This is a genomic window from Brevibacterium zhoupengii (genome assembly GCF_021117425.1).
GTDB lineage: Bacteria > Actinomycetota > Actinomycetes > Actinomycetales > Brevibacteriaceae > Brevibacterium > Brevibacterium zhoupengii.
On record NZ_CP088298.1, the window covers coordinates 1,284,783 to 1,308,902 of the forward strand.

At 63.9% G+C, this 24,120-nt stretch carries 24 protein-coding genes and 1 tRNA gene; 19 read left to right on the forward strand and 6 right to left on the reverse strand.

Going from position 1 to position 24,120, the window contains the following annotated elements:
* Positions 1–49 precede the first annotated feature (49 nt).
* On the reverse strand, positions 50–931 hold the full coding sequence (locus LQ788_RS05775; RefSeq protein WP_231445852.1) for a helix-turn-helix transcriptional regulator: 882 nt from the start codon (positions 929–931) through the stop codon (positions 50–52).
* Between the two features lie 111 nt (positions 932–1,042).
* Between LQ788_RS05775 and LQ788_RS05780 the strand changes: the two genes are divergently transcribed.
* The 4 genes from LQ788_RS05780 to LQ788_RS05795 all read left to right on the forward strand — a co-directional run bounded on the left by LQ788_RS05780 (position 1,043) and on the right by LQ788_RS05795 (position 4,157).
* A complete protein-coding gene (locus LQ788_RS05780; RefSeq protein ID WP_231445854.1) occupies positions 1,043–1,384 on the forward strand; it encodes a DUF485 domain-containing protein in 342 nt (113 codons plus the stop codon).
* Positions 1,381–3,027: a solute symporter family protein gene (locus LQ788_RS05785; RefSeq protein ID WP_231445856.1), complete on the forward strand. Its 1,647-nt coding sequence runs from the start codon at positions 1,381–1,383 to the stop codon at positions 3,025–3,027. Before LQ788_RS05780 ends, LQ788_RS05785 begins: the two co-directional genes overlap by 4 nt.
* Before the next feature lie 246 nt (positions 3,028–3,273).
* Positions 3,274–3,344, forward strand: a tRNA-Gly gene (locus LQ788_RS05790).
* Positions 3,345–3,464: 120 nt separating this feature from the next.
* Positions 3,465–4,157 carry a hypothetical protein gene (locus LQ788_RS05795; RefSeq protein ID WP_231445858.1) on the forward strand — a complete coding sequence of 231 codons (693 nt, stop codon included), beginning with the start codon at positions 3,465–3,467 and terminating at the stop codon, positions 4,155–4,157.
* A 64-nt stretch (positions 4,158–4,221) separates the two neighbouring features.
* Here LQ788_RS05795 and LQ788_RS05800 read toward each other — a convergent pair whose 3' ends face one another.
* Complete coding sequence (locus tag LQ788_RS05800) at positions 4,222–4,884, reverse strand: potassium channel family protein (RefSeq protein WP_231445860.1); 663 nt, start codon at positions 4,882–4,884, stop codon at positions 4,222–4,224.
* Entirely contained in the window at positions 4,877–6,286 is a 1,410-nt protein-coding gene (locus LQ788_RS05805) for a TrkH family potassium uptake protein (protein WP_317207062.1), read from the reverse strand. The genes LQ788_RS05800 and LQ788_RS05805 overlap by 8 nt, the downstream gene beginning before the upstream one ends.
* A 59-nt stretch (positions 6,287–6,345) precedes the next feature.
* Between LQ788_RS05805 and LQ788_RS05810 the strand changes: the two genes are divergently transcribed.
* From LQ788_RS05810 to ccsB, 14 genes are all read left to right on the forward strand, one after another.
* Positions 6,346–7,551 (forward strand): acetoin utilization protein AcuC, encoded by a 1,206-nt coding sequence (locus LQ788_RS05810; RefSeq protein WP_231447341.1) that lies wholly within the window; start codon positions 6,346–6,348, stop codon positions 7,549–7,551.
* A gap of 150 nt (positions 7,552–7,701) precedes the next feature.
* Entirely contained in the window at positions 7,702–7,800 is a 99-nt protein-coding gene (locus LQ788_RS05815) for a 30S ribosomal protein bS22 (protein ID WP_009882927.1), read from the forward strand.
* 73 nt (positions 7,801–7,873) lie between these two features.
* Positions 7,874–8,119 (forward strand): glutaredoxin family protein, encoded by a 246-nt coding sequence (locus LQ788_RS05820; protein WP_231445862.1) that lies wholly within the window; start codon positions 7,874–7,876, stop codon positions 8,117–8,119.
* Between the two features lie 27 nt (positions 8,120–8,146).
* On the forward strand, positions 8,147–8,842 hold the full coding sequence (locus LQ788_RS05825) for a redox-sensing transcriptional repressor Rex (RefSeq protein ID WP_231445863.1): 696 nt from the start codon (positions 8,147–8,149) through the stop codon (positions 8,840–8,842).
* Positions 8,839–11,316, forward strand: a complete 2,478-nt coding sequence (hemA, locus tag LQ788_RS05830; protein WP_231445864.1) for a glutamyl-tRNA reductase — start codon at positions 8,839–8,841, stop codon at positions 11,314–11,316. Before LQ788_RS05825 ends, hemA begins: the two co-directional genes overlap by 4 nt.
* Positions 11,313–12,905: a bifunctional uroporphyrinogen-III C-methyltransferase/uroporphyrinogen-III synthase gene (locus tag LQ788_RS05835; protein WP_231445866.1), complete on the forward strand. Its 1,593-nt coding sequence runs from the start codon at positions 11,313–11,315 to the stop codon at positions 12,903–12,905. The genes hemA and LQ788_RS05835 overlap by 4 nt, the downstream gene beginning before the upstream one ends.
* A gap of 1 nt (position 12,906) precedes the next feature.
* Positions 12,907–13,911 carry a porphobilinogen synthase gene (gene hemB / locus LQ788_RS05840; RefSeq protein ID WP_231445867.1) on the forward strand — a complete coding sequence of 335 codons (1,005 nt, stop codon included), beginning with the start codon at positions 12,907–12,909 and terminating at the stop codon, positions 13,909–13,911.
* Positions 13,908–14,426: a MarR family winged helix-turn-helix transcriptional regulator gene (locus LQ788_RS05845; RefSeq protein ID WP_231445868.1), complete on the forward strand. Its 519-nt coding sequence runs from the start codon at positions 13,908–13,910 to the stop codon at positions 14,424–14,426. The genes hemB and LQ788_RS05845 overlap by 4 nt, the downstream gene beginning before the upstream one ends.
* Positions 14,427–14,488: 62 nt before the next feature.
* Positions 14,489–15,826, forward strand: coding sequence for a glutamate-1-semialdehyde 2,1-aminomutase (gene hemL, locus LQ788_RS05850; RefSeq protein WP_231445869.1), 1,338 nt, complete (start codon positions 14,489–14,491; stop codon positions 15,824–15,826).
* Positions 15,826–16,467 (forward strand): histidine phosphatase family protein, encoded by a 642-nt coding sequence (locus tag LQ788_RS05855; protein WP_231445870.1) that lies wholly within the window; start codon positions 15,826–15,828, stop codon positions 16,465–16,467. Before hemL ends, LQ788_RS05855 begins: the two co-directional genes overlap by 1 nt.
* Positions 16,464–17,057, forward strand: coding sequence for a TlpA family protein disulfide reductase (locus tag LQ788_RS05860; protein WP_231445871.1), 594 nt, complete (start codon positions 16,464–16,466; stop codon positions 17,055–17,057). The genes LQ788_RS05855 and LQ788_RS05860 overlap by 4 nt, the downstream gene beginning before the upstream one ends.
* 5 nt (positions 17,058–17,062) lie before the next feature.
* A complete protein-coding gene (locus tag LQ788_RS05865; RefSeq protein WP_231447343.1) occupies positions 17,063–17,818 on the forward strand; it encodes a cytochrome c biogenesis CcdA family protein in 756 nt (251 codons plus the stop codon).
* 29 nt (positions 17,819–17,847) lie between these two features.
* Positions 17,848–19,452 carry a cytochrome c biogenesis protein ResB gene (gene resB / locus LQ788_RS05870; protein ID WP_394801328.1) on the forward strand — a complete coding sequence of 535 codons (1,605 nt, stop codon included), beginning with the start codon at positions 17,848–17,850 and terminating at the stop codon, positions 19,450–19,452.
* A 172-nt stretch (positions 19,453–19,624) separates the two neighbouring features.
* Positions 19,625–20,632 carry a c-type cytochrome biogenesis protein CcsB gene (ccsB, locus tag LQ788_RS05875; protein WP_231445872.1) on the forward strand — a complete coding sequence of 336 codons (1,008 nt, stop codon included), beginning with the start codon at positions 19,625–19,627 and terminating at the stop codon, positions 20,630–20,632.
* Positions 20,633–21,068: 436 nt separating this feature from the next.
* On the opposite strand, the gene LQ788_RS05880 is transcribed toward ccsB, so the two are convergent.
* Entirely contained in the window at positions 21,069–21,506 is a 438-nt protein-coding gene (locus LQ788_RS05880; protein WP_231445873.1) for a PLD nuclease N-terminal domain-containing protein, read from the reverse strand.
* Positions 21,507–21,590: 84 nt separating this feature from the next.
* Between LQ788_RS05880 and LQ788_RS05885 the strand changes: the two genes are divergently transcribed.
* Positions 21,591–21,857 carry a DUF4229 domain-containing protein gene (locus LQ788_RS05885; protein WP_231445874.1) on the forward strand — a complete coding sequence of 89 codons (267 nt, stop codon included), beginning with the start codon at positions 21,591–21,593 and terminating at the stop codon, positions 21,855–21,857.
* A gap of 26 nt (positions 21,858–21,883) precedes the next feature.
* Here LQ788_RS05885 and LQ788_RS05890 read toward each other — a convergent pair whose 3' ends face one another.
* Together LQ788_RS05890 and LQ788_RS05895 are read right to left on the reverse strand one after the other, a co-directional pair.
* On the reverse strand, positions 21,884–22,816 hold the full coding sequence (locus LQ788_RS05890; protein ID WP_231445875.1) for a 1,4-dihydroxy-2-naphthoate polyprenyltransferase: 933 nt from the start codon (positions 22,814–22,816) through the stop codon (positions 21,884–21,886).
* A 60-nt stretch (positions 22,817–22,876) separates the two neighbouring features.
* Positions 22,877–24,106 (reverse strand): AMP-binding protein, encoded by a 1,230-nt coding sequence (locus tag LQ788_RS05895; protein ID WP_231445877.1) that lies wholly within the window; start codon positions 24,104–24,106, stop codon positions 22,877–22,879.
* Positions 24,107–24,120: the final 14 nt, after the last annotated feature.

The following is a 24,120-nucleotide window of genomic DNA, read 5'->3' on the forward strand; positions in this document are numbered from 1 at the left end:
TTTACCCGGCGGCCCCGATCGGGCCGCCGGGATCAGGGCAGAGCCGGGATCAGGGCAGAGCCCCGGCCGATCTGGCGACGGACACTGCCTCATGCCGGGTTCCGGCAGAGAGTTTGACCATGGCCGTGTTCAGGTAGGACTTCACGGTCGATTCCCGCAGCCCCAGCCCTTCGGCGATCCTGGCATTCGACCATCCCAGCGCCACGTGCGAGAGGATATCGGTCTCCCTGGGGGAGAGGCTGATGGTCGGTGTCGGGTTCGGAAACAGATCCGAATTGTGGCCTGAGAGGATATCGGCCAGACGGTTCTCCACCGCGGTCAGACGCTGCCGCATTTCATTCTCGTCGACTCCCGAGCGGATCGAGCGCAGCTCCGCATAGGTGCGGCGCAGCGCTTCACGGCTCGAGGATTCGAGATCGGAATACAGGCGCTCTGGTTCGACCGGTTCCTCTGCCGGTCGGGGCTGACCTAGTCGACCCAGATCCTCTGACAGCTGCCTCACGCGTTTGACCAGGTCGCTTGTCTGCGGGGCTGCCGCATCGTAGTTCTTGCGGTGACCGCAGTAGATCATCCCTGTGACGTCACCGCCGCGCAGCGTCGGCACAGCGATGAGAACCTGGATCCCCTCGCCGAGGACCTCCTCGTCATAGTGATGAGTGATGAAGGGATCGAGCCCGTAATCCTTGGTCAGCTGGGGTGTGCCTTCGGTGAGTGCACGTCCGCCGAGCCCCCGTCCTGTGCTGACGATGAGTGAGGCGAGGCGATCTTTGCTGCCCCCGGCAACTGCTTCGACGGCGACTTCATCGTCCTCGACTGCTCCGCCGAAGACCACATCACCGGTCCCGCTGCGGTGCAGAGAGTCGATGGCTTCAACGAAGAGTCGTCGAGTCTCGGCCTTCAGTGCCCGAGATTCTTTTGCTTTGACATTCATGTGAACAAGCTACCAACTTTCGGTGGTATTCCACAGTGCAGGCTGACCGCTAGTTTTGACTTGTGTGAGTTAGACCACTGATGCTCGACGCACAATTCGAATGGAGAAGTAATGACCGATCCCGTCAGTACTCGGGTCGATTTCCTCGTCGAAGAGGAGAATCCCGAATTCAAAGCACTCAAGCGCAAAAGGTTCTCGGTGGTGATACCACTGTCGATCGGATTCATGGCATGGTACTTCCTCTACGTCATCCTGAGCACCTACGCGCACGATTTCATGTCCACGAAGGTCGTCGGTGAGATCAACCTCGGGTTGATCCTCGGCCTTCTGCAGTTCGTGACGACCTTCGCGATCACGATGTTCTATGTGTCGTTCGCAAACAAGAAACTCGATCCGCCTGCCTCGGCGATCCGTGAACGCCTCCAGCACCAGACGGAAGGAACCACCCCATGAGCGCTATCGCCATAGGAGACCTGTTCGCCTCCGGCCTCGACAAAGTGTCTCAGGGCGTGACCGAGGTCGAGAACAACCCCGTTCTCAACATCACGATCTTCGCGGCCTTCGTCGCGGTGACCATGTTCATCGTTCTGCGGGCCAGCAAGAACAATAAATCAGCGTCCGACTACTATGCGGGCGGGCGGTCCTTCACCGGCCCACAGAACGGCTTCGCGATCGCCGGTGACTATCTGTCCGCGGCCTCGTTTCTCGGCATCTGCGGAGCGATCGCGGTCAACGGCTACGACGGCTTCCTCTACTCCATCGGCTTCCTCGTCGCCTGGCTCGTCGCGCTGCTCATCGTCGCGGAGCTGATGCGCAACACAGGCAAGTTCACGATGGCCGACGTGCTTTCGTTCCGCCTCAAGCAGCGTCCTGTGCGCATGGCAGCAGCCTTGTCGACCCTGGCCGTGTGCTTCTTCTACCTCCTAGCGCAGATGGCCGGAGCCGGTGGCCTCGTGTCGCTGCTCATGGGCATCGACGGCAAGGTCGGCCAATCGCTGGTCGTCGCCGTGGTGGGTGCTCTTATGATCATCTACGTGCTGGTCGGCGGTATGAAGGGAACCACTTGGGTCCAGATCGTCAAGGCGGTCCTGCTCATCCTCGGTGCCTTCGCAATGACCATCTGGGTGCTCGCCCTCAACGGGTTCAACTTCTCGAGCCTGCTGGCCTCAGCAGTCAACAACTCAGGCGTCGGCGAGGCCATCCTGGAACCAGGGCAGAAATACGGTGAGAACCCGCTCGACTTCATCTCCCTGGCTCTGGCCCTGGTGCTCGGCACCGCTGGTCTGCCTCACGTCCTGATGCGCTTCTACACGGTGCCTTCAGCGAAGGAGGCTCGTCGTTCGGTCGTCTGGGCGATCTGGCTCATCGGTGGCTTCTACCTGTTCACCCTCGTCCTCGGATACGGTGCGGCAGCACTTGTGGGTGCTGACGCGATCGAGAACGCACCGGGCGGAGTGAATTCGGCGGCACCGCTGCTGGCGCTCCACCTCGGCGGGCCCATCCTCATGGGCTTCATCTCGGCAGTGGCGTTCGCGACGATCCTGGCCGTGGTTGCCGGCCTCGCGATCACTGCGGCGGCCTCCTTCGCTCACGATATCTATGCGAGCGTGATTAAGAAGGGCAAGGTCGAAGACCCCGATGCCGAGGTCAAGATCGCGCGTCGCACCGTCATCGTCATCGGTGCTGTGGCGATCATCGGCGGCATCGGAGTGCAGGGCCAGAACATTGCGTTCCTCGTGGCACTCGCTTTCGCCGTTGCAGCCAGTGCGAACCTGCCGACGATCGTCTACTCGCTGTTCTGGAAGCGCTTCACGACTCGCGGCGCCGTGTGGTCGATCTACGGCGGTCTGGGATCCGCGATTGTGCTGATCGCCTTCTCCCCGGTCGTCTCCGGTTCCGAGACCGCGATGATCCCGGGAGCAGACTTCGTGCTCTTCCCACTGTCGAACCCCGGAATCATCTCGATTCCCCTCGGCTTCATCCTCGGCTGGATCGCGTCGATCACCGATAAGACCGTTGAGAGCCCCGAGCTGGCAGCGGAGATGGACGTTCGTGCCCACACCGGATTCGGCGCCGAGGAGGCTGTCGAACACTGAGTGTGAGAAATGCTGCTCGTACGACGTGATGTTCGTGCGACATGATGCTGAGGGGGTGGCTGCGGCCGCCCCCTCAGTCGTGCGCGAGGGTTGGACCAGTCTGCGGCGAATCGCTGCCGAGGATATACACTGGGGGAGTTGTCGCGATCACCGACTCGCCATGGTTCTCAGTTCGCCGTACCAAGGTGTTCGGTTTTCCCGAAGCAGGGTATCTGCGCTGGTGAGAGTGGTTTATTGCGAGGACATGCGGGCGTAGCTTAATGGTAGAGCCTCGGCTTCCCAAGCCGATGACGCGGGTTCGATTCCCGTCGCCCGCTCACATCGTGTCGTGGCCCTAGCCATGTCAGTGCCGCCACATACTCTGTCATCAACGTCGTCGCCGGCCTCGCACAGATGCGATCGGACGCAGCCGCGACGAGTTGACGGGGAGAGTCTCAGTGAACAACAACGAACAGTTCTTTCGCGTGGCACGGCTGCATGCTGACATCATGGGGGTCGATTCGGAGCTGCAGAAGATCGAACGTGTGTCCATCGAGCAGGCAGCGATACGTGCCATCGCCGTCCACCTGCCGATTGACGACGCTGATGTGAAGGCCCTTCACGCTGCGGACGAGAAGCTGGCCGAAGACAGAGCGGAACTGCTCGAGCGTCGCAGGGAACTGGTTGCTCGATTGTGGCCGGACTTCCTCGATTTGGCCGACAGCGAGGTGGAACGGTTGGATTCGGAATGTGGGGCAGGAGGCTGGAACGACCTGCCCGCACGCTGCTTCGACACGCTGGAGACCGTGACGTTGTCCTTCGCTCAGCGGTTGGAGGACATGATTGCTGCCTGGAATCACGTGGGTTCGTTCCTGACCGAGTTTTCGCAGGGCCTGCCGGTCAACGACAGCACGCAGACGACTCCGCTCGGTGACTCACCGATCACACGGCTGGGGCCGAGCGAGCAGGGCAGTTACGCCGGGATCGATATCAGAGGACGATCGATCGCATTGGTCAGCAGACATGAGACACTCGAATGGTTTCTGTCCGAACTGGAGTCCGAACTGACTGTGATGATGCAGAAAGCTCGTACTCGACTGCTTGCGGGTGATGACGATCCGACAGAGGTCGAAATGGAGGCTGCATGGTAGAAGCCGATCACGCCACGCTGCAGCGTTCCTCCACGCTGCAGTGTCCCTCTACGGGCAGTGTCCCCTACGGCCGACCGGCGAAGCGTCCCAGCAGCTCCACATGGCCGGCGACGATGAGCAGATCCTGCTTGCCCACGCGAGTCGTGGGCTCGGCGTAGGTGAAGTCGCGGCTGGGGCTCTTGATGCCCACGATCGTGACTCCGTACTTATCGCGGACACCCGATTCGCTGAGAGTGAAGCCCTGGATCTCACGTGGAGGCCGCATCTTCACCACGGCGAAGTGCCCTTCGTCGAACTCGATGTACTCCATCATCCGCGAACTCACCAGGTGCGCCACACGCCGGCCGGCATCGGATTCGGGATAGAGGACGTGGTGGGCGCCGATACGGTGGAGGATCTTGCCGTGGGCGGGTGAGATGGCCTTCGCCCACACCTGTCCCACGCCCAGATCCACGAGGTTGGCCGTGGTCAGCACACTGTCTTCGATCGAGGTTCCGATCCCGACGACGGCGGTGGAGAAGTCACCGGCACCCACCTGGCGCAGGGCATCGATGTTCGTGGCATCGGCCTCGACGACGTGGGTGAGTTTCCCGCTCCAGTCCTTGACCAGTTCGGCGCTGTGTTCGATCGCCATGACCTCACGGCCCAGCTTGGCCAGAGTGGCTGCGGTCGACGACCCGAAGCGTCCGAGTCCGATGACCAGGATTGAGGTGTGTTCGTTAGCCAACGACCGGCCTTTCTTCGGGATAGCGGTACAGGCGCACCGAGTCCTGCATGGACAGGGCTGCCGCCAGTGTAATCGTACCGAGACGGCCGATGAGCATGATCACGGACAGACAGTACAGGCCTGCCTCGTTGACGGTGGCCGAGACCCCGGAGCTCAAACCCACGGTGCCGAACGCGGAGATCACCTCGAACAGCACCTTGTCCAAAGGTTCGGCAGAGATCTGCAGCATCATCAGCGTGCCGATGAAGACGATGATGGCACCCGTGAGCAGAACCGAGATCGCGAGTTTGATCGTCGAGGACGTCAGTCGCCGTCCGAAGACGTGTACGTCCTGCAGACCGCGAGCTTCGGTATAGGCGGCCAGCACGAGCACGGCCACGGTCGTGACCTTGATGCCGCCGGCCGTGGACGAGGATCCGCCGCCGATGAACATCATGAGGTCCATGAGCAGGTGCGAGGACTGGCTCATGTCCGCGATCTCCATGGTCGAGAACCCGCCCGAACGCGGCATCACCGCCATGAACAGGACCTCGACGAAGGTGTGTCCGGCGTTCTTGTCACCCAACGTGTCCGGGTTGGCCGATTCGAAGATGAGGAGAAACACAAGACCGATGGCCAGGACCACGGTCGTCGTCGTCAGGGTCAGCTTCGTGTGCAGGTCCCATTTCTTGGGATGGTTCCACTGCATCGCGATCATGAGCACGACCGGGAAGCCCAGAGCACCGACGAAGACGCCGAGCATGAGCAGCGAGAGGATCCACGGATCAGAGGCGAAATAGGCTCCGCCGCCCGGGTGGATCGTGAAGCCCGCGTTGTTGAACGCCGAGATCGAGTAGAACACGGAGTACCAGAGGGCATCGCCGATGCTCTCGCCGCGGATGAGGAACCGGGGGAACATCAGCACCGCGAGAATCGCCTCGGCGGTGACGATGGTGATGACGACGGTCTTGAGCAAGGTGCCGACCTGACCCAGATTGAGAGCCGAGGTGGCCTGTTGGGCGATGAGGCGCTGCCTGACTCCCAGCCGGCGGGAGACCGCCATGCCCAGCACCGACGCGAGGGTGAGGATTCCCAGACCTCCGACCTGGATTCCGGCGGTGATGACCGAGATTCCGAAGTCTGACCAGTAGTTCTCCGTGACCACCGGGGTCAGCCCGGTCACGCAGACCGAGGACACGGCTACGAAGATCGCATTGGCGATGTGCTGGGCTTCAGAGACCGACCCGGGGTCGCGCATGCTCGCCGGCAGCATCAGAAGGATCGCGAAGAATGCCACTACCGCGACGAAGGAGCCGATCGCCAGTCGTGCCGGCGAGGCAACGGCGAGGTCGTCGACGAAGTCGCGGACCCACCGACCCGGGCGCAGGAGCCGGTCGAAGCGCTGTGGGGAATTCTTGGACACAGACTCTATGGTAGATCCCGCAGCCTGCGAATCTTCGTAGGTGAGCTGTGCCATATAGCATGGTCTTCATGGCCGATAGCGATGTGTATGTCGTCTGGGACGATGCGGTGACCGGATACAACTTCGGACCCAGCCATCCCATGCATCCCCTCAGACTCGATCTGACCGCGAAGCTGGCCATGGACTTCGGCCTCTTCGACGCCGACAATGTCCACATTCACGGTGTCAGCGACGTCGAAGAGGACACCTTGGCGAACCTTCACGACGCGGACTTCATCGCCGCGGTGAAGAAGATCGGGGACGGAGCCGAACTCAGCGACGAGGACGCGAGGAAATACGGGATCGGCACCGAAGACGTCCCCGGCTTCGAGAACATGCACGCCGCCTCGGCGATGCTGTTCCAGGGCTCGGTCGACTCGGCTCGGGCCATCATCTCCGGCGACTACTCCCACGCCGTGAACTTCACCGGCGGGATGCACCACGCGATGCCCGACCACGCCAGTGGGTTCTGCGTGTACAACGACATCGCCGGAGCCATCACCGAATTCCTGGGTGCCGGCTACGAACGCATCGCCTACATCGACCTCGACGCCCACCACGGCGACGGTGTGGAGAAGTTCTTCTGGGATGACCCACGGGTGCTGACGATCTCCATGCATGAATCCGGGAAGTTCCTGTTCCCCGGCTCCGGTTTCCCCGCCGACATCGGCGGACTGCGCGCGGCCGCCTCGGCGGCAAACATCGCACTGCCCCCGCGCACGCTCGACGCTGACTGGCTACGGGCCTTCGACGCCACCATCCCCGCGATCATCGACGGATTTCAGCCGCAGGTCATCGTCTCCCAGCACGGCTGCGACGGACACCGCAGCGACCCGCTGACGCACATGCGTCTGAGCGTGGACGCGATGCGGGTGGCCACCGAATGGGTGCGTGACCTGGCTGCCGAGCACACCGGCGGAAAGTGGCTGGCGACCGGGGGAGGGGGCTACGCGATCATCGATGTGGTGCCCCGCGCCTGGACCAATGTGCTCGCGATCTCCGCGGGACTCGACATCGACCCCGGCGCCCGCATTCCGGGCCGGTGGGCGAACTACGCGCAGACGAAGACCGGACGTGAGGCGCCCCTGTCGATGACCGACGGCTATGACGGCGAATACACTCGCTGGTCGAACGGATTCGACCCCGAATCTGAACTCGACCGAGCCGTGATGGGGACGAGGAAGAACCTGTTCCCATTCTTCGGACTCGACCCCTACTTCGACTGAGGCCCGCCTCCTCGCGGATCGTGCTCTCGGGGGCTGTGGAACTGGACACAGTTTTGGGAAAGCAGAGGCCCAGGCGATAGAATCGTACGGTTAGTTCAATGGGTGGGCACCTGATGTTCACCTCCACCGACGATCACAAGGGGTACCCGCGTGGGCTCAGTCATCAAGAAGCGCCGCAAGCGTATGTCGAAGAAGAAGCACCGTAAGCAGCTTCGTAAGACACGTCACCAGCGTCGCAACAAGAAGTAAGACCGCGCAGGTCCTACGCCCCGTTCGAATCTGATTTCGGCGGGGTTTGTTGTCGCCCGATGAGGAGTGTGCAGTGGTCACATTGACCTTCCTGACGCGCGCCGACTGCCACCTGTGCGAGACCGCCAGGGAGGCCATCGCCGAGGCGGTGGTCGGCAGAGACGTGAGCGTGGACGAGATCGACATCGACTCCGATGACGATCTTTCCGGTCAATACGGTTGGGATGTCCCGGTCGTATTGCTCAACGGTCGGCAGCACAGCTTCCATCGGGTCGATACGGACCGGCTGTCTAAGGCCCTTGCGGCTTTGGGCGCATGAGATCGATTGAAGGAGTGACGCGTTTACGTGGGCGAGATTCTGTCCGCCAACAGCATTGAGGGTGTCGTCCGCAAGGACGTGCCCGAACGCGTCATCTCCCGACTCCCGATCTACCTGCAGACGGTTGAGACGATCGCCGCAACGGGCCAGTCAACGGTGTCCTCGGAGACCTTGGCGGCCCGCAGCGGCGTCTCATCGTCGATTCTGCGCAAGGACCTGTCCCAGCTGGGACGCTCGGGCCGGCGCGGAGTCGGCTACTCCTGCGAAGACCTCGCCTCGACTCTGCGCACCTTCCTCGGTCTCGATCGAGCGCGCACCGTCGCGATCATCGGCGCCGGTCGCCTGGGCTCGGCCCTGGCAGACTACGCAGGATTCAAACGCCGCGGACTTTCACTCACCGCAATCTTCGACACCGATGAGGCCAAGATCGGAACCGTGATCGGCACTCTGCCGGTCTCCGACCTCAACGAACTCGCCACCTGGCCCGAGGCCATCGACCTCGTCGTCATGGCAGTACCCGCATCTGCGGCACCGGCGGCGGCGCACATCGCCGCCGAAGCCGGCGTGCGCGGCATCCTGAACTTCGCACCCACCGTGCTCGACGCCCCGGACACCGTCCGCGTGCATCAAGTCGATCTGGCCAGTGAGCTGCAAGTACTCGCATACTATTCGGCGCTTGAATCGGCACCGCTCAACCCAGGTTTTGAGGAGCACAGGAATTGACTCTCTTGGTTCTCGGCATTTCCCATCAGTCGGCCCCGATCGACATGCTGGACGCTCTGGCGTTCGGCACCGGTGAGGTCGGAGCACTGCGCGACGACGCACTGGCCGGCGACAACGTGGAGGGACTTGCAGTCCTGTCCACCTGCAACCGCCTCGAGCTCATCGCCGATGTCACGGCCTTCCACGGTGGACTCGCCGACCTCGGCAACGCGCTCGTGTCCTCCATCGACAAGGAATGGCAGGACATCGCCGGGCACTTCTACGCCCACTACGACACTCAGGCCCAGGAACACCTGCTCAAGGTCTCCTGCGGTCTCGACTCGATGGCGATCGGTGAGGCCCAGATCCTGGGACAGCTGCGTTCGACCTTCACCGAATCGCTGTCGGCCGGAGCACTGACCTCAGACCTCTCCCATGCACTGCAGCAGAGCCTGCGGGTGGGCAAGAGAGCCCACTCGGAGACCGGCCTCGACGAGGTCGCCCGTTCACTCTTCAGTGCGGCGCTCGAAGCCGCCCAAGCTCACATCGGCTCCCTGCGAGCCGCGAACGCCCTGGTCATCGGCGCTGGTGCCATGTCGGGCCTCGTCGTCTCCGGACTGCACAAAGAGGGCGTGGCACAGACCACCGTGCTCAACAGGACCGTGGACAAGGCAGAACGCCTCGTCGCCGAGGTGGGCGGTCGTGCGCGCGAACTCACCTCCCGAATCCTGGCAGAGGAGATCGCCGACGCCGACCTCATCATCTCCTGCACCGGTGCCCGGGAAGTCGTCGTCACCCGCGAGGACATCCAAGCTGGTCTGTCCCAGAACCCCAAGGGTGCAGCGAACAAGGCCTTCGTCGACCTCGCCCTGCCCCACGACATCGACCCCACGGTGCGCGAGTTCGAGCATGTGGCACTGTTCGGGCTCGGTGAGATCAGAACCATGCTCACCAGCTCAGCGAACCAGCGCGATGCCGCGGTCGTCGAAACCGTCGAAGCCGTGCGGGCAATCATCACGGAGGAGCTGGCCAAGCTCGAGTCCGGAGCCAAGGAACGCGCCGTTGCACCCACCGTGACCGCCCTGCGCAGCCACGCCAAGGAGGTTCTCGCCGCGGAGACGAAGCGCCTGGAGAAGAAGATCGGCGCCGAAGTCGATGACAAGGCCTTCGCCGAGATCCGCAAGTCCCTGCACCGGGTGGCGGAGAAGCTGATCCACACGCCGACGGTCAAGGTCAAGGAACTGGCCGTAACCGACTCGGACGTCGACTACGCGCAGGCTCTCATGCAGCTCTTCGACCTGCCGACGAACAAGGTCGCCCACTCGATCGCGAAGCCGGAGACCAAGATCGCCACGGCCTCAAGCGCGAATCACGTCGAGGCCGACGGGGTGCGTCCGGTCGCCGACCACACCCTCGACATCGTCGAACCAGAGCACTTCTCCGGTCGCACGATCCGCCTGGGCACCCGCCGGTCGAAGCTCGCACGCTCCCAGTCGACAGCGATCGCACACCAGCTGGCGGCACTGACCGGGTGGCGCGTGGAGATCGTCGAAGTCGTGACTGAAGGTGATGTCAACATGTCGCCCCTGACCGGCTTCGGCGGCACCGGAGTCTTCGTCTCCGCCGTCCGACAGGCCCTGCACCAGGGCAAGATCGACATCGCCGTGCACTCGCTCAAGGACCTGCCCACCACCCCCGAGGCGGGCATCCAGATGGCTGCGATCCCACCGCGGGTCGATCCTGCCGATGTCCTCATCGGTCGCGACGGTCTGAGCTTCGCCGAGCTGCCCGCAGGCAGCGTCGTCGGCACCGGTTCTCCGCGCCGTGCCGTGCAGCTGCGTGCCGCACGCCCCGATATCGAGGTCCGCGGGGTGCGCGGAAACGTCGACACCCGCATCGCCCACGTCCGCGACGGTCGACTCGACGCAGTCGTGCTCGCCGCGGCCGGGGTTCGTCGCATCGGTCGTCTGGCCGAGGCCACCGACTCCCTTGACTTCGATACGATGCTGCCCGCCCCCGGACAGGGAGCCCTGGCGGTTGAGACACGTGGAGCCGACAGCCCGTTCGCCCTCGACAATGAGGTGATGGAGGCAGATGCTGAGGTCCGCACTCAGCTCAAGCGTCTCCACGATGAGACCACCGACCTGGCCGTGACCTGCGAGAGGGCGATCCTCTCTCGTGCCGAAGCCGGATGTTCGGCGCCGATCGGTGCCCTGGCCACGATTCAGGGCTCTGACTTCGTCGTCGATGCCGTCATGGCCGATGACGACGGCAAACTCGCCCGCACCCGCCAGGTCGCCCCGCTGCCCACGACTCCGGATGTGGATCTGGACTCCGGCAGCGCGAATCAGCTGTCCATCACAGGCAAGGAACTCGCCCGGCTCGCCGATGAACTCGGCACCGCAGCCGCCGAGGATCTGCTGGGCCAGCTCGGCATCGATCCCGCCCAGTCCGCGGATCACCTCACCCCTGTCAAAGTCCAGGAGCAGGTATGACAACCGGTCAGGTCCAGCCCCGCCGCCTTCTGCCCGTCTCACCCCGCGTCGTCTTCATCGGCAGCGGCCCCGGTGAGTCGGGTCTGATGACGATCCGCGGCGCCGACATCCTCGCCAACGCTGAGATCGTCGTCTACGACACCCACGTGCACTCCGAGATCGTCACTGCCTACGTATCGCAGGCCACTGAGATCATCGAAGCCAGTCAGCTGGGCGCAACGGCCTCCACCCGCGGCCGCAAGCTCGCGGAGCTGGCTCGACCCGATAAGACCGTGGTGCGGCTGAGCTCCGATGACGGCATCCTGTTCACCACGACGACTGCCGAAGCAGCAGTGTGTCGCAAGGCCGACGTCGATGTCGAGATCGTGCCCGGCGTCGGACTGTCCGCGGCCACCTCCGCCTACACCGGCACCGCCCTGACGACGAACCGCGTCCGCTCGGTCCGCTTCATCGAGGCCGGACCCCAGACACACGTCGATGTCTCCCGCCATCGCAACACCACACACGTGTTCACCGGTGCCGCCGCAGACCACGAACAGGCGATTCGCGCCCTGCTCGACGACGGCTGGGACGTCGATACGAAGGTGCTCCTGGGCTGGGGCATCTCCACGACCGACCAGACGAGCGTGGAGACCACCTTGGGTCAGGCCCTGACGATGGCTCAGGGCGGTGGAGATCGTATGGTGGTGATCATGGGACAGGGCGTGGAATCGCGAGGCGAACTCAGCTGGTTCGAGACCAAACCGCTCTTCGGCTGGCAGGTCCTCATTCCCCGGACGAAGGAACAGGGAACCTCCACCGCCGAGGCGCTCGGAGAGTTGGGTGCCGTCGGCACCGTTGTCCCCACCATCGCCGTTCAGCCCCCGCGTACGCCGACTCAGATGGAGAAGGCCATCCGGGGTCTCGTCGACGGTTCGTATGAATGGGTGGGCTTCACCTCGGTCAACGCTGTCCGTGCCGTGCGCATGTGGTTCGAGGACTTCGGCCTCGACTCCCGCTCACTCTCCGGCGTCAAGGTCGCCGCCGTCGGCGGACGCACCGCCGCCTCACTCATCGATTGGGGCATCACCCCCGATCTTGTACCCGACGGCGAGCACTCGGCACGCGGACTGGCCGCAGCCTGGCCTGACTACGTCGATGACATCGACCCGATGAACACGGTGCTGCTGCCACGTGCAGACATCGCCACCGAGGTCCTCGTGGCCGGCCTCCTCGAGAAGGGCTGGGACCCCGACGACGTCACGGCCTACCGGACCGTGCGAGCCTCACCGCCCCCGGCGCCCATCCGCGAAGCCATCAAGGCAGGCGACTTCGACGCATTCCTCTTCACGTCCTCTTCGACGGTGCGCAACCTCGTCGGGATCGCGGGGAAGCCGGCAGCCACCTCGGTGATCTGCTGCATCGGACCGGCCACGGCCAACACCGCGGCAGAACACGGTCTGCGCGTCGACGTTCTCGCAGAAGAAGCCAACCTCACCTCCCTCATCGACGGATTGGTCGAATTCGCGATGTCCGCACGCGAAGAAGACCTGGCGGCGGGAACCACCCCGACGCGCCCCAGCCAGAAGCGCCGCAGAAAGAAGGCCTGACATGACCATGGTCCCCGGAACCGTTCGGCCCCGCCGCCTGCGGACGACACCGGCCCTGCGCCGACTCGTCTCCGAGGCACGCCTGCACCCGGCCGATCTCATCCTGCCCATGTTCGTCAAGGAGACACTGAGCGAAGCGGCGCCGCTGACCAGCATGCCTGGAGTCGTCCAGCACACCTTGGACTCCCTCCTTGAGGCGGCCAACGAAGCCGTCGACGCCGGAGTCGGCGGACTGATGCTGTTCGGGATTCCAGAGCACAAGGACAACGAAGGCTCCCAGGCCGATGACCCCGAGGGCATCCTCAACCGCGCGTTGACGCTGCTGCGGGACAACCTCGGCGATGAAACGGTCATCATGGCCGATCTGTGCCTCGACGAATTCACCTCCCACGGACACTGCGGAGTCCTCGACGCCTCCGGTGGTGTCGACAATGATGCAACCCTGACCCGCTACGCGTCCATGGCCGTGGCGCAGGCCCGAGCCGGGGCACACGTGCTGGGGCTCTCGGGGATGATGGACGGTCAGGTCGCGGCCTGCCGTGAGGCGCTGGACCTCGAAGGCTTCACCGACGTCGTCGTCATGTCCTACTCGGCGAAATATGCTTCGGCGTTCTTCGGCCCCTTCCGCGAAGCCGTGGACTCGGAGCTGCAGGGAGACCGCAAGACCTACCAGCAGGACCCCGCCAACGGACGCGAAGCCATGCGCGAACTCGACCTCGACCTGGCCGAAGGCGCCGACGTCGTCATGGTCAAACCGGGCCTGCCCTACCTCGACGTCCTCGCCGAGGTGGCCTGCGAATCTCCGGTGCCCGTGTGGGCCTATCAGGTGTCGGGGGAATACGCGATGATCGAATTCGCGGCCGCAGCCGGAGCCATCGAACGCGAACGCGCGATCGACGAATCCCTCATCGCCTTCAAACGCGCCGGCGCCGACGCCATCCTCACCTATTGGGCCACGGAAGTGGCTCAGCGTCTGAACTCGGACCAGTCGGGTGGAGCACGATGATGAGCGAACCACGCTGGCTCAGCGGCCCCGATCAACGGGCCTGGAGAAGCTATCTCACCGGTTCACAGCTGCTGACAACGCAGCTGGACAAGGAACTGCGGGAGAACCACAGCATCGGAATGCCCGAGTACGAGATCCTGGTGCGGTTGAGCGAACATGAGGATCGGACGATGCGCATGGCTCTGCTCGCCATGGATACGACGATGTCGCGCTCACGTCTGACGCACAGCGTGGCGCGGATGGAGAAGAAGGGCCTCCTCGAACGCTTTTCGATCCCCGAAGACGGGCGTGGAGTCAACTGCCAGATGACCGAGGCCGGATGGCAGCTCCTCGTGTCCATGGCGCCCACCCATGTGGCAGGCGTCCGCGATCATCTCGTCGATCTGCTCGAACCGGAGGAGATGGAGATCCTCGGTCACATCTTCGGCAAGGTCACCGCCCATATGCGCGAGATCGGCGAGGGCCCGGTCGACACTCCGCCGTCAGCCGTCGAACCCACCACGTCTGCCCCCTGAGTGCAGCCACTCAACTATCATCTGAACCGACCACCGATCCGGCGACTTCTTCAGGAGAACCCATGAAACACGAGACTGCGAAGTCGGCCGCGCTGTTCGAGCGCGCCGAACACGTCATCCCCGGTGGAGTGAACTCACCGGTGCGGGCCTTCAAAGCCGTCGGAGGCACCCCGCGCTTCATCACCTCGGCGACCGGAGCCTGGCTGCGCGACGCCGACGGCAATGACTACATCGACCTCATCGGTTCCTGGGGGCCCATGATCATGGGCCACTCCCGCCCCGAGGTGCTCGCGGCCGTGCAGGAAGCCGCCGTCAAGGGCTTCTCCTTCGGCACCCCGTCGACCGGTGAGGTCGAACTCGCCGAGGAGATCGTGGCCCGGGTCGACCCCGTTGAGCAGGTGCGTCTGGTGTCTTCGGGCACCGAAGCGACCATGAGCGCCATCCGCTTGGCCCGTGGCTACACGGGCCGGGCGAAGATCGTGAAGTTCGCCGGCTGCTACCACGGCCACGTCGACGCCCTCCTGGCCCAGGCCGGCTCCGGGTTGGCCACCTTCTCCCTGCCCGATACCCCCGGCGTCACCGGGGCGCAGGCCTCGGACACGATCATCGTCGACTACAACGATGCCGCTGGTCTGGAAGCCGTCTTCGCCGAACACGGTGACGAGATCGCCTGCGTCATCACAGAGGCCAGCCCCGGAAACATGGGCGTCGTGCCTCCTCGCGACGGTTTCACCAACACCATCCGCCGTCTGACCAAGGCCAACGGCGCGCTGATGATCAGCGACGAGGTGATGACCGGATTCCGCGTCTCGGACGCCGGTTGGTACGGCTATGAGGCCCAATCGCTCGGCTACCCCGAGGGACCGGCCGACCTGTTCACCTTCGGCAAGGTCATGGGCGGTGGCTTCCCGGCCGCGGCCTTCGGCGGACGCGCCGACGTGATGGAGCATCTGGCTCCGACGGGCCCCGTCTACCAGGCGGGAACCCTGTCCGGAAACCCCGTGGCCACGGCCGCCGGTCTGACCACGCTCAAGCTCACGACCGAACTCGATGTGTACTCGCACATTGCCCGAGCCGCGGACATTCTGCGGCCAGCAGTCGCCTCGGCGCTGGAGGCCGAAGGTGTGGAGCACACCATCCAGTCGGCGAACTCGATGTTCTCCGTCTTCTTCACCGACCGTGAGGTCATCAACTACGACGACGCCAGAACACAGAACGTCGACCGCTACTCCGCGTTCTTCAATGCCATGCTCGATCAGGGCATCCACATGCCGCCGAGCGCCTTCGAAGCCTGGTTCCTGTCCTACGCTCACACCGATGAGATCCTGGATCGGATCATCACGGCACTGCCTGCCGCAGCCAAGGCCGCGGCAGGTGTACCGAACACGCAGGGGAACTGATGGCGATGATCCATCTGGTCAGGCACGGTGAGGTCGACAACCCCGACGGCATCCTCTACGGGCGTCTGCCGAACTTCGGGCTGACCGAACGCGGCCATGAGATGGCCCGACGCGTCGGCGAGCACTTCGCCACCGCGGCGGTCACGCCGGTCGAGCTTGTGGCATCCCCGCTGCTGCGGGCACAACAGACGATCGACCCGATGCACCAGCGACTCGACCTGCCTGTCTTCACCGATGACCGTGTGCTCGAGGCCGCGAACTCCTTCGAAGGTCAGAAGGTCAACGCGCGCCGATTGGCCCAGCCGCGCAATCTCGCGCGCCTGTACAACCCGCTGACACCCTCCTGGGGCGAGCCCTATAAGCAGATTGTGCTGCGTATGCAGGCGGCCATGGCCAGCCTGCGCGCCAAACTGGCCAAACACGGTCCCGATGCCGAGGGAGTCATCGTCTCCCATCAGCTTCCGATCTGGATGACGCGTCTGGCAGGTGAGCAGCGTTCCCTCGTCCACGACCCCCGGAAACGGGAATGTGACCTGGCTTCTATCACCAGTTTCACATTCGAATCGTCCACACTTGTTTCCGTGAGTTACGAGAGCATCTGTGCAGATCTGCAGCCCAAGCAAGCGGTGTCGGGAGCATGAATGCCCGCAATCCACTGAACCGCCGCACCCTCCTGACCGGGCTGGTTGCCGGCACCGCCATGGTGCTCAGCGCCTGCAGCGAGAATGACGAACTGGCCGATCAGGCCGGATCGGATCAGGGATATGTGTCGGGCTCCGGCGTCGTGTCACAGGTGGCCAAGGAGAAGCGTGGGGAACCTCTGGAGCTGAGCTTCGAAACGCTCGACGGGAAGTCGATGTCGCTGGCTGACCTTCGACCCACCCCGGTCGTCATCAACCTCTGGTACGCGGCCTGTCCGCCGTGCCGGAAGGAAGCGCCGGCGCTGAAGTCCCTGGCCGAGGAGTTCGGCGACGAGGTCCAGTTCCTCGGCGTCAACGTCCGCGACCAGGAAGCCGCAGCCAACGCCTTCATCACGAACTACCAGATTCCCTATGCGAACATGCTCGACACCAACGGCGACATGGTAGCTCTGCTCTCAGGCGTCCTCCCGCCGCAGGCCACACCCTCCACCGTCGTCCTCGATGCGAAGGGGCGCGCCGCAGCTCGGGTCGTCGGCGAGGTCGATGAGTCGACGCTCAAGGGACTCATCGAGGACGTGCAGGCGGAGTGAGTGGAATCGGGGCGGACTTCGCCCAGACGGTTCTCGACGGGCCGCTGCTTCTGGCCGCCGGCGCGGCCGCACTGGCCGGCCTCGTCTCGTTCGCCTCACCGTGCGTGCTGCCGCTGGTCCCCGGGTATGTCGGCTATGTCACCGGGTTGAGCGGATCCTCCCTCAAGGACAAGGAGACCTGGCGGGTCGTCGTCGGGATCGCACTGTTCGTCCTCGGGTTCACCATCGTCTTCGTCCTGCTGGGGACCGGATTCTCGGCCCTGGGCGCACTGTTCTCACAGTGGCAGGGTGTGCTCATCAGGATCCTCGGCGTCGTCGTCATCATCGCCGGCTTCGTCTTCATGGGCGGCTTCGGCCTCCTCCAGACCGAGCACCGAATCCGTGCTCGTCCCAAGGCAGGCCTGTGGGGTGCGCCCGTGCTCGGCGCCACCTTCGCCCTCGGCTGGGCCCCGTGCGTAGGCCCGACGCTGTCGGCAGTTCTGTCGATGTCGGTCAGCTTCGGCGGCGAGGGAACGATCTGGCGCGGCGCAATTTTGGCCTTCGTCTACTGCCTGGGCCTGGGCATTCCCTTCATCCTCCTGGCGGTGGCGATCCACAAGGGTGCCGGCCGCCTGACCTGGGTGCGCAGGCACCAGACGGCAATCGTCCGTGCCGGCGGCATCATGCTCATCGTGTTGGGCGTTCTCATGGCCTCTGGGCTGTGGAACGCGTGGATGACCTCTCTGCAGGGTCTGATCTATGAATTCGAAGTGGTGATCTAGTGGCGAAGAAGACCGCTGACAAGAAAGCTGTGACTCAGCCGCAACTGGGATTCATCGGCATGTGCCGGTGGGCGTGGCGCCAGCTGACGACGATGCGGGTGGCCCTGATCCTCCTCCTCATCCTCGCTCTGGCTGCGATCCCGGGCTCCCTGCTGCCGCAGCGGATCCAGGACCCGGGCCGAGTCAACACCTTCCTCGAGTCCAACGGTGCGTGGGGCGAGTTCCTCGACACGATCCAGATGTTCGATGTGTACTCCTCGATCTGGTTCTCCGCGATCTACCTCCTCCTGATGATCTCGCTCATCGGCTGCGTGATCCCACGTTCGGCTCAGCACTGGAAGGCCATGCGTTCGGCCCCACCCAAGGCGCCGAGGCGGTTGGGTCGGATGCCCGGATACGAAACCTTCACCTCGGCGATGGGATCCGCGGAGTCTCGCGAGAGTGCGGATCAGGACTTCCTCGACACCGCACAGGCACGCCTGAAGAAGCTCGGCTACCGCACGATTCGCCACGATGACCACGTGGCTGCCGAACGCGGCTATCTGCGTGAGACCGGCAACCTGGTCTTCCATATCGCCCTCCTCGTCGCAACTCTGACGATGGCGATCGGCTCCCTGTTCGGCTACCAGGGTCAGCGGATCCTCGTCGAGGGCGAGACCTTCACGAACTCCTTGGTCGCCTACGACTCGTTCGAACCGGGCTCCTACTTCGACGCAGACAGCCTGCCGGACTTCCGGCTCAAGCTCGACGACTTCAACGCCACCTTCGACGACCAGGCCCCGGGCAGTCAGTTCGGCCAGCCCCGGACCTTTGATGCCAAGGTCACAGCCACCGCTGACGGCAAGAGCGAGCAGCACACACTGCGGGTCAACGAGCCCGTGCGTGTGGCCGGGACGGGCGTGTACCTGACCGGGAACGGCTATGCTCCGGAGGTCACGGTCAAGGACGCCAAGGGCCAGGTCGTGCAGTCCGGGCCACAGGTCTTCATCCCCGACGGCGGAGACCCGGGCTACACCTCGGAAGGTGTCATCAAGGTGCCCGACTCTGCTGGTACCCAGATGGGCTTCGTCGGTGTGTTCCTGCCGACGGCGACTCAGAACGAGAACGGCGAACTGGTCTCGAGCTTCGCTGAACTGCGCAACCCCTACCTCGTGATGAGCGGCTACACCGGTGACCTCGGCCTCGACGATGGAACCCCGCAGTCGGTGTACACGATCGATGCAGAGAACATGACGGAGATGACCGACGCCTCGGGCAATCCTCTGCTCATCCAACTGGCCGAGGGGGAGACCCAGGAGCTGCCCGACGGTGGCTCGGTGACCTTTGACGGAGTCAAACGCTACATCGCCGTCGACATCTCTCAGGACCCGACGCAGGGCCTGATGCTCGTCAGCGCGATCGCCGTGCTGCTGGGATTGGGCCTGTCGCTGTTCATCCCGCGCCGACGCATGTGGGTGCGCATCAAGGACGGTCAGGCCGAAGTCGCGGCTTTGGCCCGCGGTGAGGATCAGATGGTCGAACGCGCGGCGCAGGACCTGGCGAAGGACCTTGCCGACGAACCCGAAGTCGGCTCTGACGATGATCCCGACGACGGCCTTGACTCGGACTCGGGTCCGCGAAGCACGCGGGGTTGAAGTGCAGGGGGAGAGAAATGATTAGCTTTAGGTACTACGCGGAGTAGAATTGTCGCGGGCCGACACTGAAACGGGCGGCCCGAACACTGTGACAACGCAGCGAGACAACGCAGCAAGACAACGCAGCAACACCCACGACGCAATGGAAGAGCACCGCTGGTGCGGAGGATGTATGGACGTCAACACTGACCTCGCAATGTGGTCGAACCAGCTCATCATCTCGGCGATGATCGTCTACGCCGTCGCCATGATCTTCTACGCCTTCGACCTCTTCGGCGGGCGCGAGCTCAAGCAGACGGAAGCCAGCGCCAGCGGCGCCGCCAAACCTTCGAACGTGCGACGGACGAACCGGAAGACCACCACGGCTCTCCTCGATCCGCCGCAGACTGACGTTTCGGCCGAGGTCACGACCGGGTCGGGCAAGGACAAGCCTCGTCGCGGGGCGAGGATCGGCACCGCACTCCTCGTTCTCGCCGCGCTCCTGCACGTGGCCGCTGTGCTCACTCGCGCGCTGTCAGTGATGCGTGTCCCGTGGGGCAACATGATGGAATACGTCCTCACCGCCACCGTGATCACCGTCATCGTCTTCCTCATCGTCAACATCAAGAAGGACATCCGCTACCTGGGCACAATCGTGGCCGGGGGAGTGCTCCTGTGCCTGGGCCTGGCCATCACGGTCTTCTACACACCAGCTGCGAAGCTCATCCCGGCGCTCGACTCCTACTGGATCGCCATCCACGTACCGATCGCCATCCTGTCGACCTCGCTGCTCTACATCTCCGCGATCCTCGCTGTGTTCCAGATCCTCAAGAACGCGCAGGAGACCAAGAACCCGAAGTGGCTGCGGTTCATGCGCCGGATGCCCGCGAGCATCGACCTGGAGCGGTTCTCCTACACGATCGCCGCGGTCGGATTCATCACCTGGACGTTCACCCTCATCGCCGGCGCCATCTGGGCCGAGGTGGCCTGGAGCCGTTACTGGGGCTGGGACTCGAAGGAGATCTGGACATTCGTCGTCTGGGTCATCTATGCCGCATACCTGCATGCCCGCGCCACACGCGGTTGGGGACCGACAAAGGTCGCCGTGCTCAACCTCATCGGCATCGCCACGGTGATCTTCAACTTCACCGTCGTCAACATGTACTTCAACGGCCTGCACTCGTACTCAGGCCTCAGCTGATCCACCGCCGAGGCTGAACCGAGGCGGTCCGATGACCGCAACGGTCATTTGCGCGGACGTGCGACACGGCCGAACTGTGGTGGCCGCGCAGCTGCTCTGCGGCGATCACTAGGGCTGCGCCGCGCCTCTGGACAGATGATCTGAGCGCGCGGCGCTGGATAGAACTGTGTCTCTGCACGCCTACGTCTCTGCGAGCCAGCCAAGCTGTGGAGTTGCCAAGCTGCGGGGCTTGAACTGCCCACAGACGTAACGTGACCAACCTCGACGGCAATCTATGGGCGCCTGCGAGGGTCGTGCACAACCGACCACGAGTACCGGACGAAAGGTCTGCGTCGAACTTCTCGACCCGGAGGAACGCGGAGAGCAGCCTACAAACCCGTCCAGATGATCCCCAGCGCAACTAGTGAGGCATTAGGAACAGACGACGCCAACTGCTTCAGTTCGAGTGACCGCGTCCGTCGCCGGTGGAGCCGCCAGAGCCGTGTTCGTCGGTATCGGCGGAACGAGGATCGGAGTCGGGGGAGGAGCTGTCTCCGGAGTCATCAGCATCGGGAGCCTCATCCTCGGGCTTCTGCGCCTCGGGAGCGTGCTTGCCGAGCTTGACGTCGCGATCGACCTTGCGCAGGTAATCCTCGTCGTCATCAGGGGCGCTGGGCCCGCGACGGCGTGGTGCTGCAGTGGGTTTGTCCTCAGTCCCGCGGCCGAAGGCGTACCAGAGCACGAAGCCGATGACGGGGATGAGGAGAATGATGATCGCCCAGACTGGTTTGGGCAGGACTCGGATCAGACCACGATCGCGCAGAAGGCAATCGAAGAGTCCGTACAACGTAACCGCTGCCGCCAGGACAATCGCGGCAATGAGTATTCGAGCCATGTATCCAGGATAGTCCACTAACCTGAACAACCGCCCACATGGGCAGTGATGAATCACTGATGTGGACGGACTAAAATAGGTGCAATGCGCAACTTCTGGATCTATACCTTGGCTCGTCTGGGCATCATCGTCGCCGTTGGGCTGATTCTGCAGCCATTCCTGGGACTCAACCTCGTGATGGCTATGGCCGCGATCATCATCGGAGCCATCCTCAGCTACATCTTCCTGGGCGGTATGCGCGCCAAGGTTGCGGAGGACATCGAGACCCGTGTGGCCAAACGGGCCACGACCCCCAAGCGCAAGAACGCCGACGAGGAAGCGGAAGACCGTATCGTCGACGACGAAAACTGAGCCAGGCTAGAGGGCCAGGCTCATCGCTACAGGGCTAGGCCGAGTCCCATCAGCGCGGCGAACGCCAGTGCGGTCAGTCCAGTTGATTTGATCGGTGGAATGAGTCCGGGTCCGGTGGTTCCCCGCAGCACCGTCTTCAGTGGATTGAGGGCAGGCACCAGTGCGAGGATGGCCAGCGCCACCGCCGGATGCCCATCGAGGATCGCCAGGACCAGCAGTGCGAAGGGCACGAGGACAAGGCTGGCGTAGGCGATGCGCGCCCGATGCTCGCCGAGGCGAACGGCCAGGGTGATCTTGTCCGCCTCGATGTCGGTTGGGATGTCACGCAGGTTGTTGACCATGAGCACCGCCGAGGCGAGCGAGCCGATGGCCACAGCACCGGCCCAGCCGCTGAGGCTGAGTCCGCCGACCTGCATCCACATCGTGCCCAAGGTGGCGACGAGACCGAAGAAGACGAAGACGAAGACTTCACCCAGCCCCATATATCCGTAGGGCTTCTTGCCGCCTGTGTAGAACCAGGCTGCCGCCACGGCGGCGGCGCCGACGATGAGAAACCACCACGCCTGAGCGATGAGGACGAGGACGATTCCAGCGACTCCGGCGATGCCGAAGAACAGAAAGGCTGCGCGTTTGACTGCGCTCGGCTCGGCCAGGCCCGTCGCGGTCAGGCGCACGGGACCAACGCGGACGTCATCGGTCCCGCGAACCCCGTCTGAATAGTCATTGGCGAAGTTCGAACCGATCTGCAGACAGAGCGAGACGAGAAGGGCCAATACCGCCCGCAAGAAGATCTGCGGCAGCGAGAAATCGTGGCCATTGCGTGTGTAGTCGCCGATGATGAAAGAAGTGAAACCGCCGACGGAGCCGATTGCGGCACCGGTTCCGATCAGAACAGGGGCAACTGCCAGCGGCAATGTTCGTAATCGGGCTCCGGAGATCCACTGCGCAGCAGTTGCCATTGGGCGGGATACCTTCCTCACAAAAATTAGAATCGTTTCATATTACCGAGTGTTCACTTATTAAGGTATTCGGGATCTTCGTCTCTCGGCCTCAGCCAATTCGGCCGCTAGCCGAGACGCGGTAATCCGGTCGGGTTTGCCGATCGAACGATTGGGGATCTCCGTGACGGGAAAGGCCAACCGCGGCAGAGGCTGCCCGTGCATCCCATGTTCGAGTGCCCCCAGACGGCGCGCCAACTCGCGCGATGATCCCAAAGCTGCGGTCACGGTGGGCGACACTTCGTCTTCGAGGCGAACGAGGGCGACGAGCAGCTTTCCCCACTCCTCATCGGGCACCCAGGTCACGAGCACCTCGGCGATTCCATGGTGCTGCCAAGCCGGCAGCAGTCCGGTCTCGAGTTCGTGGGGGGAGACGTTCGTGCCGCCGGAGACGATGATGTCGTCGGAACGACCGAGCACCGAGAGCACCCCATCGTCGAGTCGGCCCAGGTCGCTGGTGTGCATCGTGCGTGAACCGTCATCGTCGGTGGTCAGCCCGCGACTGTCGACGGGACTGATCTGACCTTCGGCACTGAATTCGACGTAGGAGTCGGCTATGACGGGACCGCGCAGGTCGATCGTCGAGGAGTCGGTGATCATGATCTCGACTCCGTCGAAGGGGACGCCGTCGTAGACGCATCCGCCTGCGGTTTCGCTCATGCCGTAAGTGCGCACGATGCTCAGCCCGCGTTCGTCGGCGCGCTCGAGCAGCGCCGGCGAGATCACAGCCCCGCCGAGGAGGATCGTGTCGAAGTTCCCAGCCGCAAGCGTGGCCCGATCATCGGCCAGGATCCGGTGCAGCTGGGTGGGCACCAGTGAGGTGTAGCTCGGCCGATTGCCGCCGCGTGCGAACAGACTCTCGGCCTCCTCGGCGAAGGACTCGGCCGTGAAGGACGCCGAGGTGGTCCTCACCGGTTCCCGTCCCGCAAGCCGGGCCCGCAGCTCCACCTGGAACCCTGCGATGTGGTTCGTGGGCAGGGTGAGGTGCCAATCGCCGGGGCCGGAGAGGAACCGTTCGGTTGCCCGCGCCGAGGTGGTCAGGGCGTCGGCGGATAAGGCGACGGCCTTGGCTGTGCCAGTGGAGCCCGAGGTGAAGAGGATCAGCGCCGGTGCCCGGCCAGCACCTCTCCACTGGCTCGGGGCCACCTCGGTGATGGAGTCATCACGATTGCGGGGCAGGACGAGGATCGACCGGCCGTCCAAGGCTCGATCGATCGCTGCCGGCAGGCCCTCAACGGACTGGGCGCTCATACAGACTGTGCGTT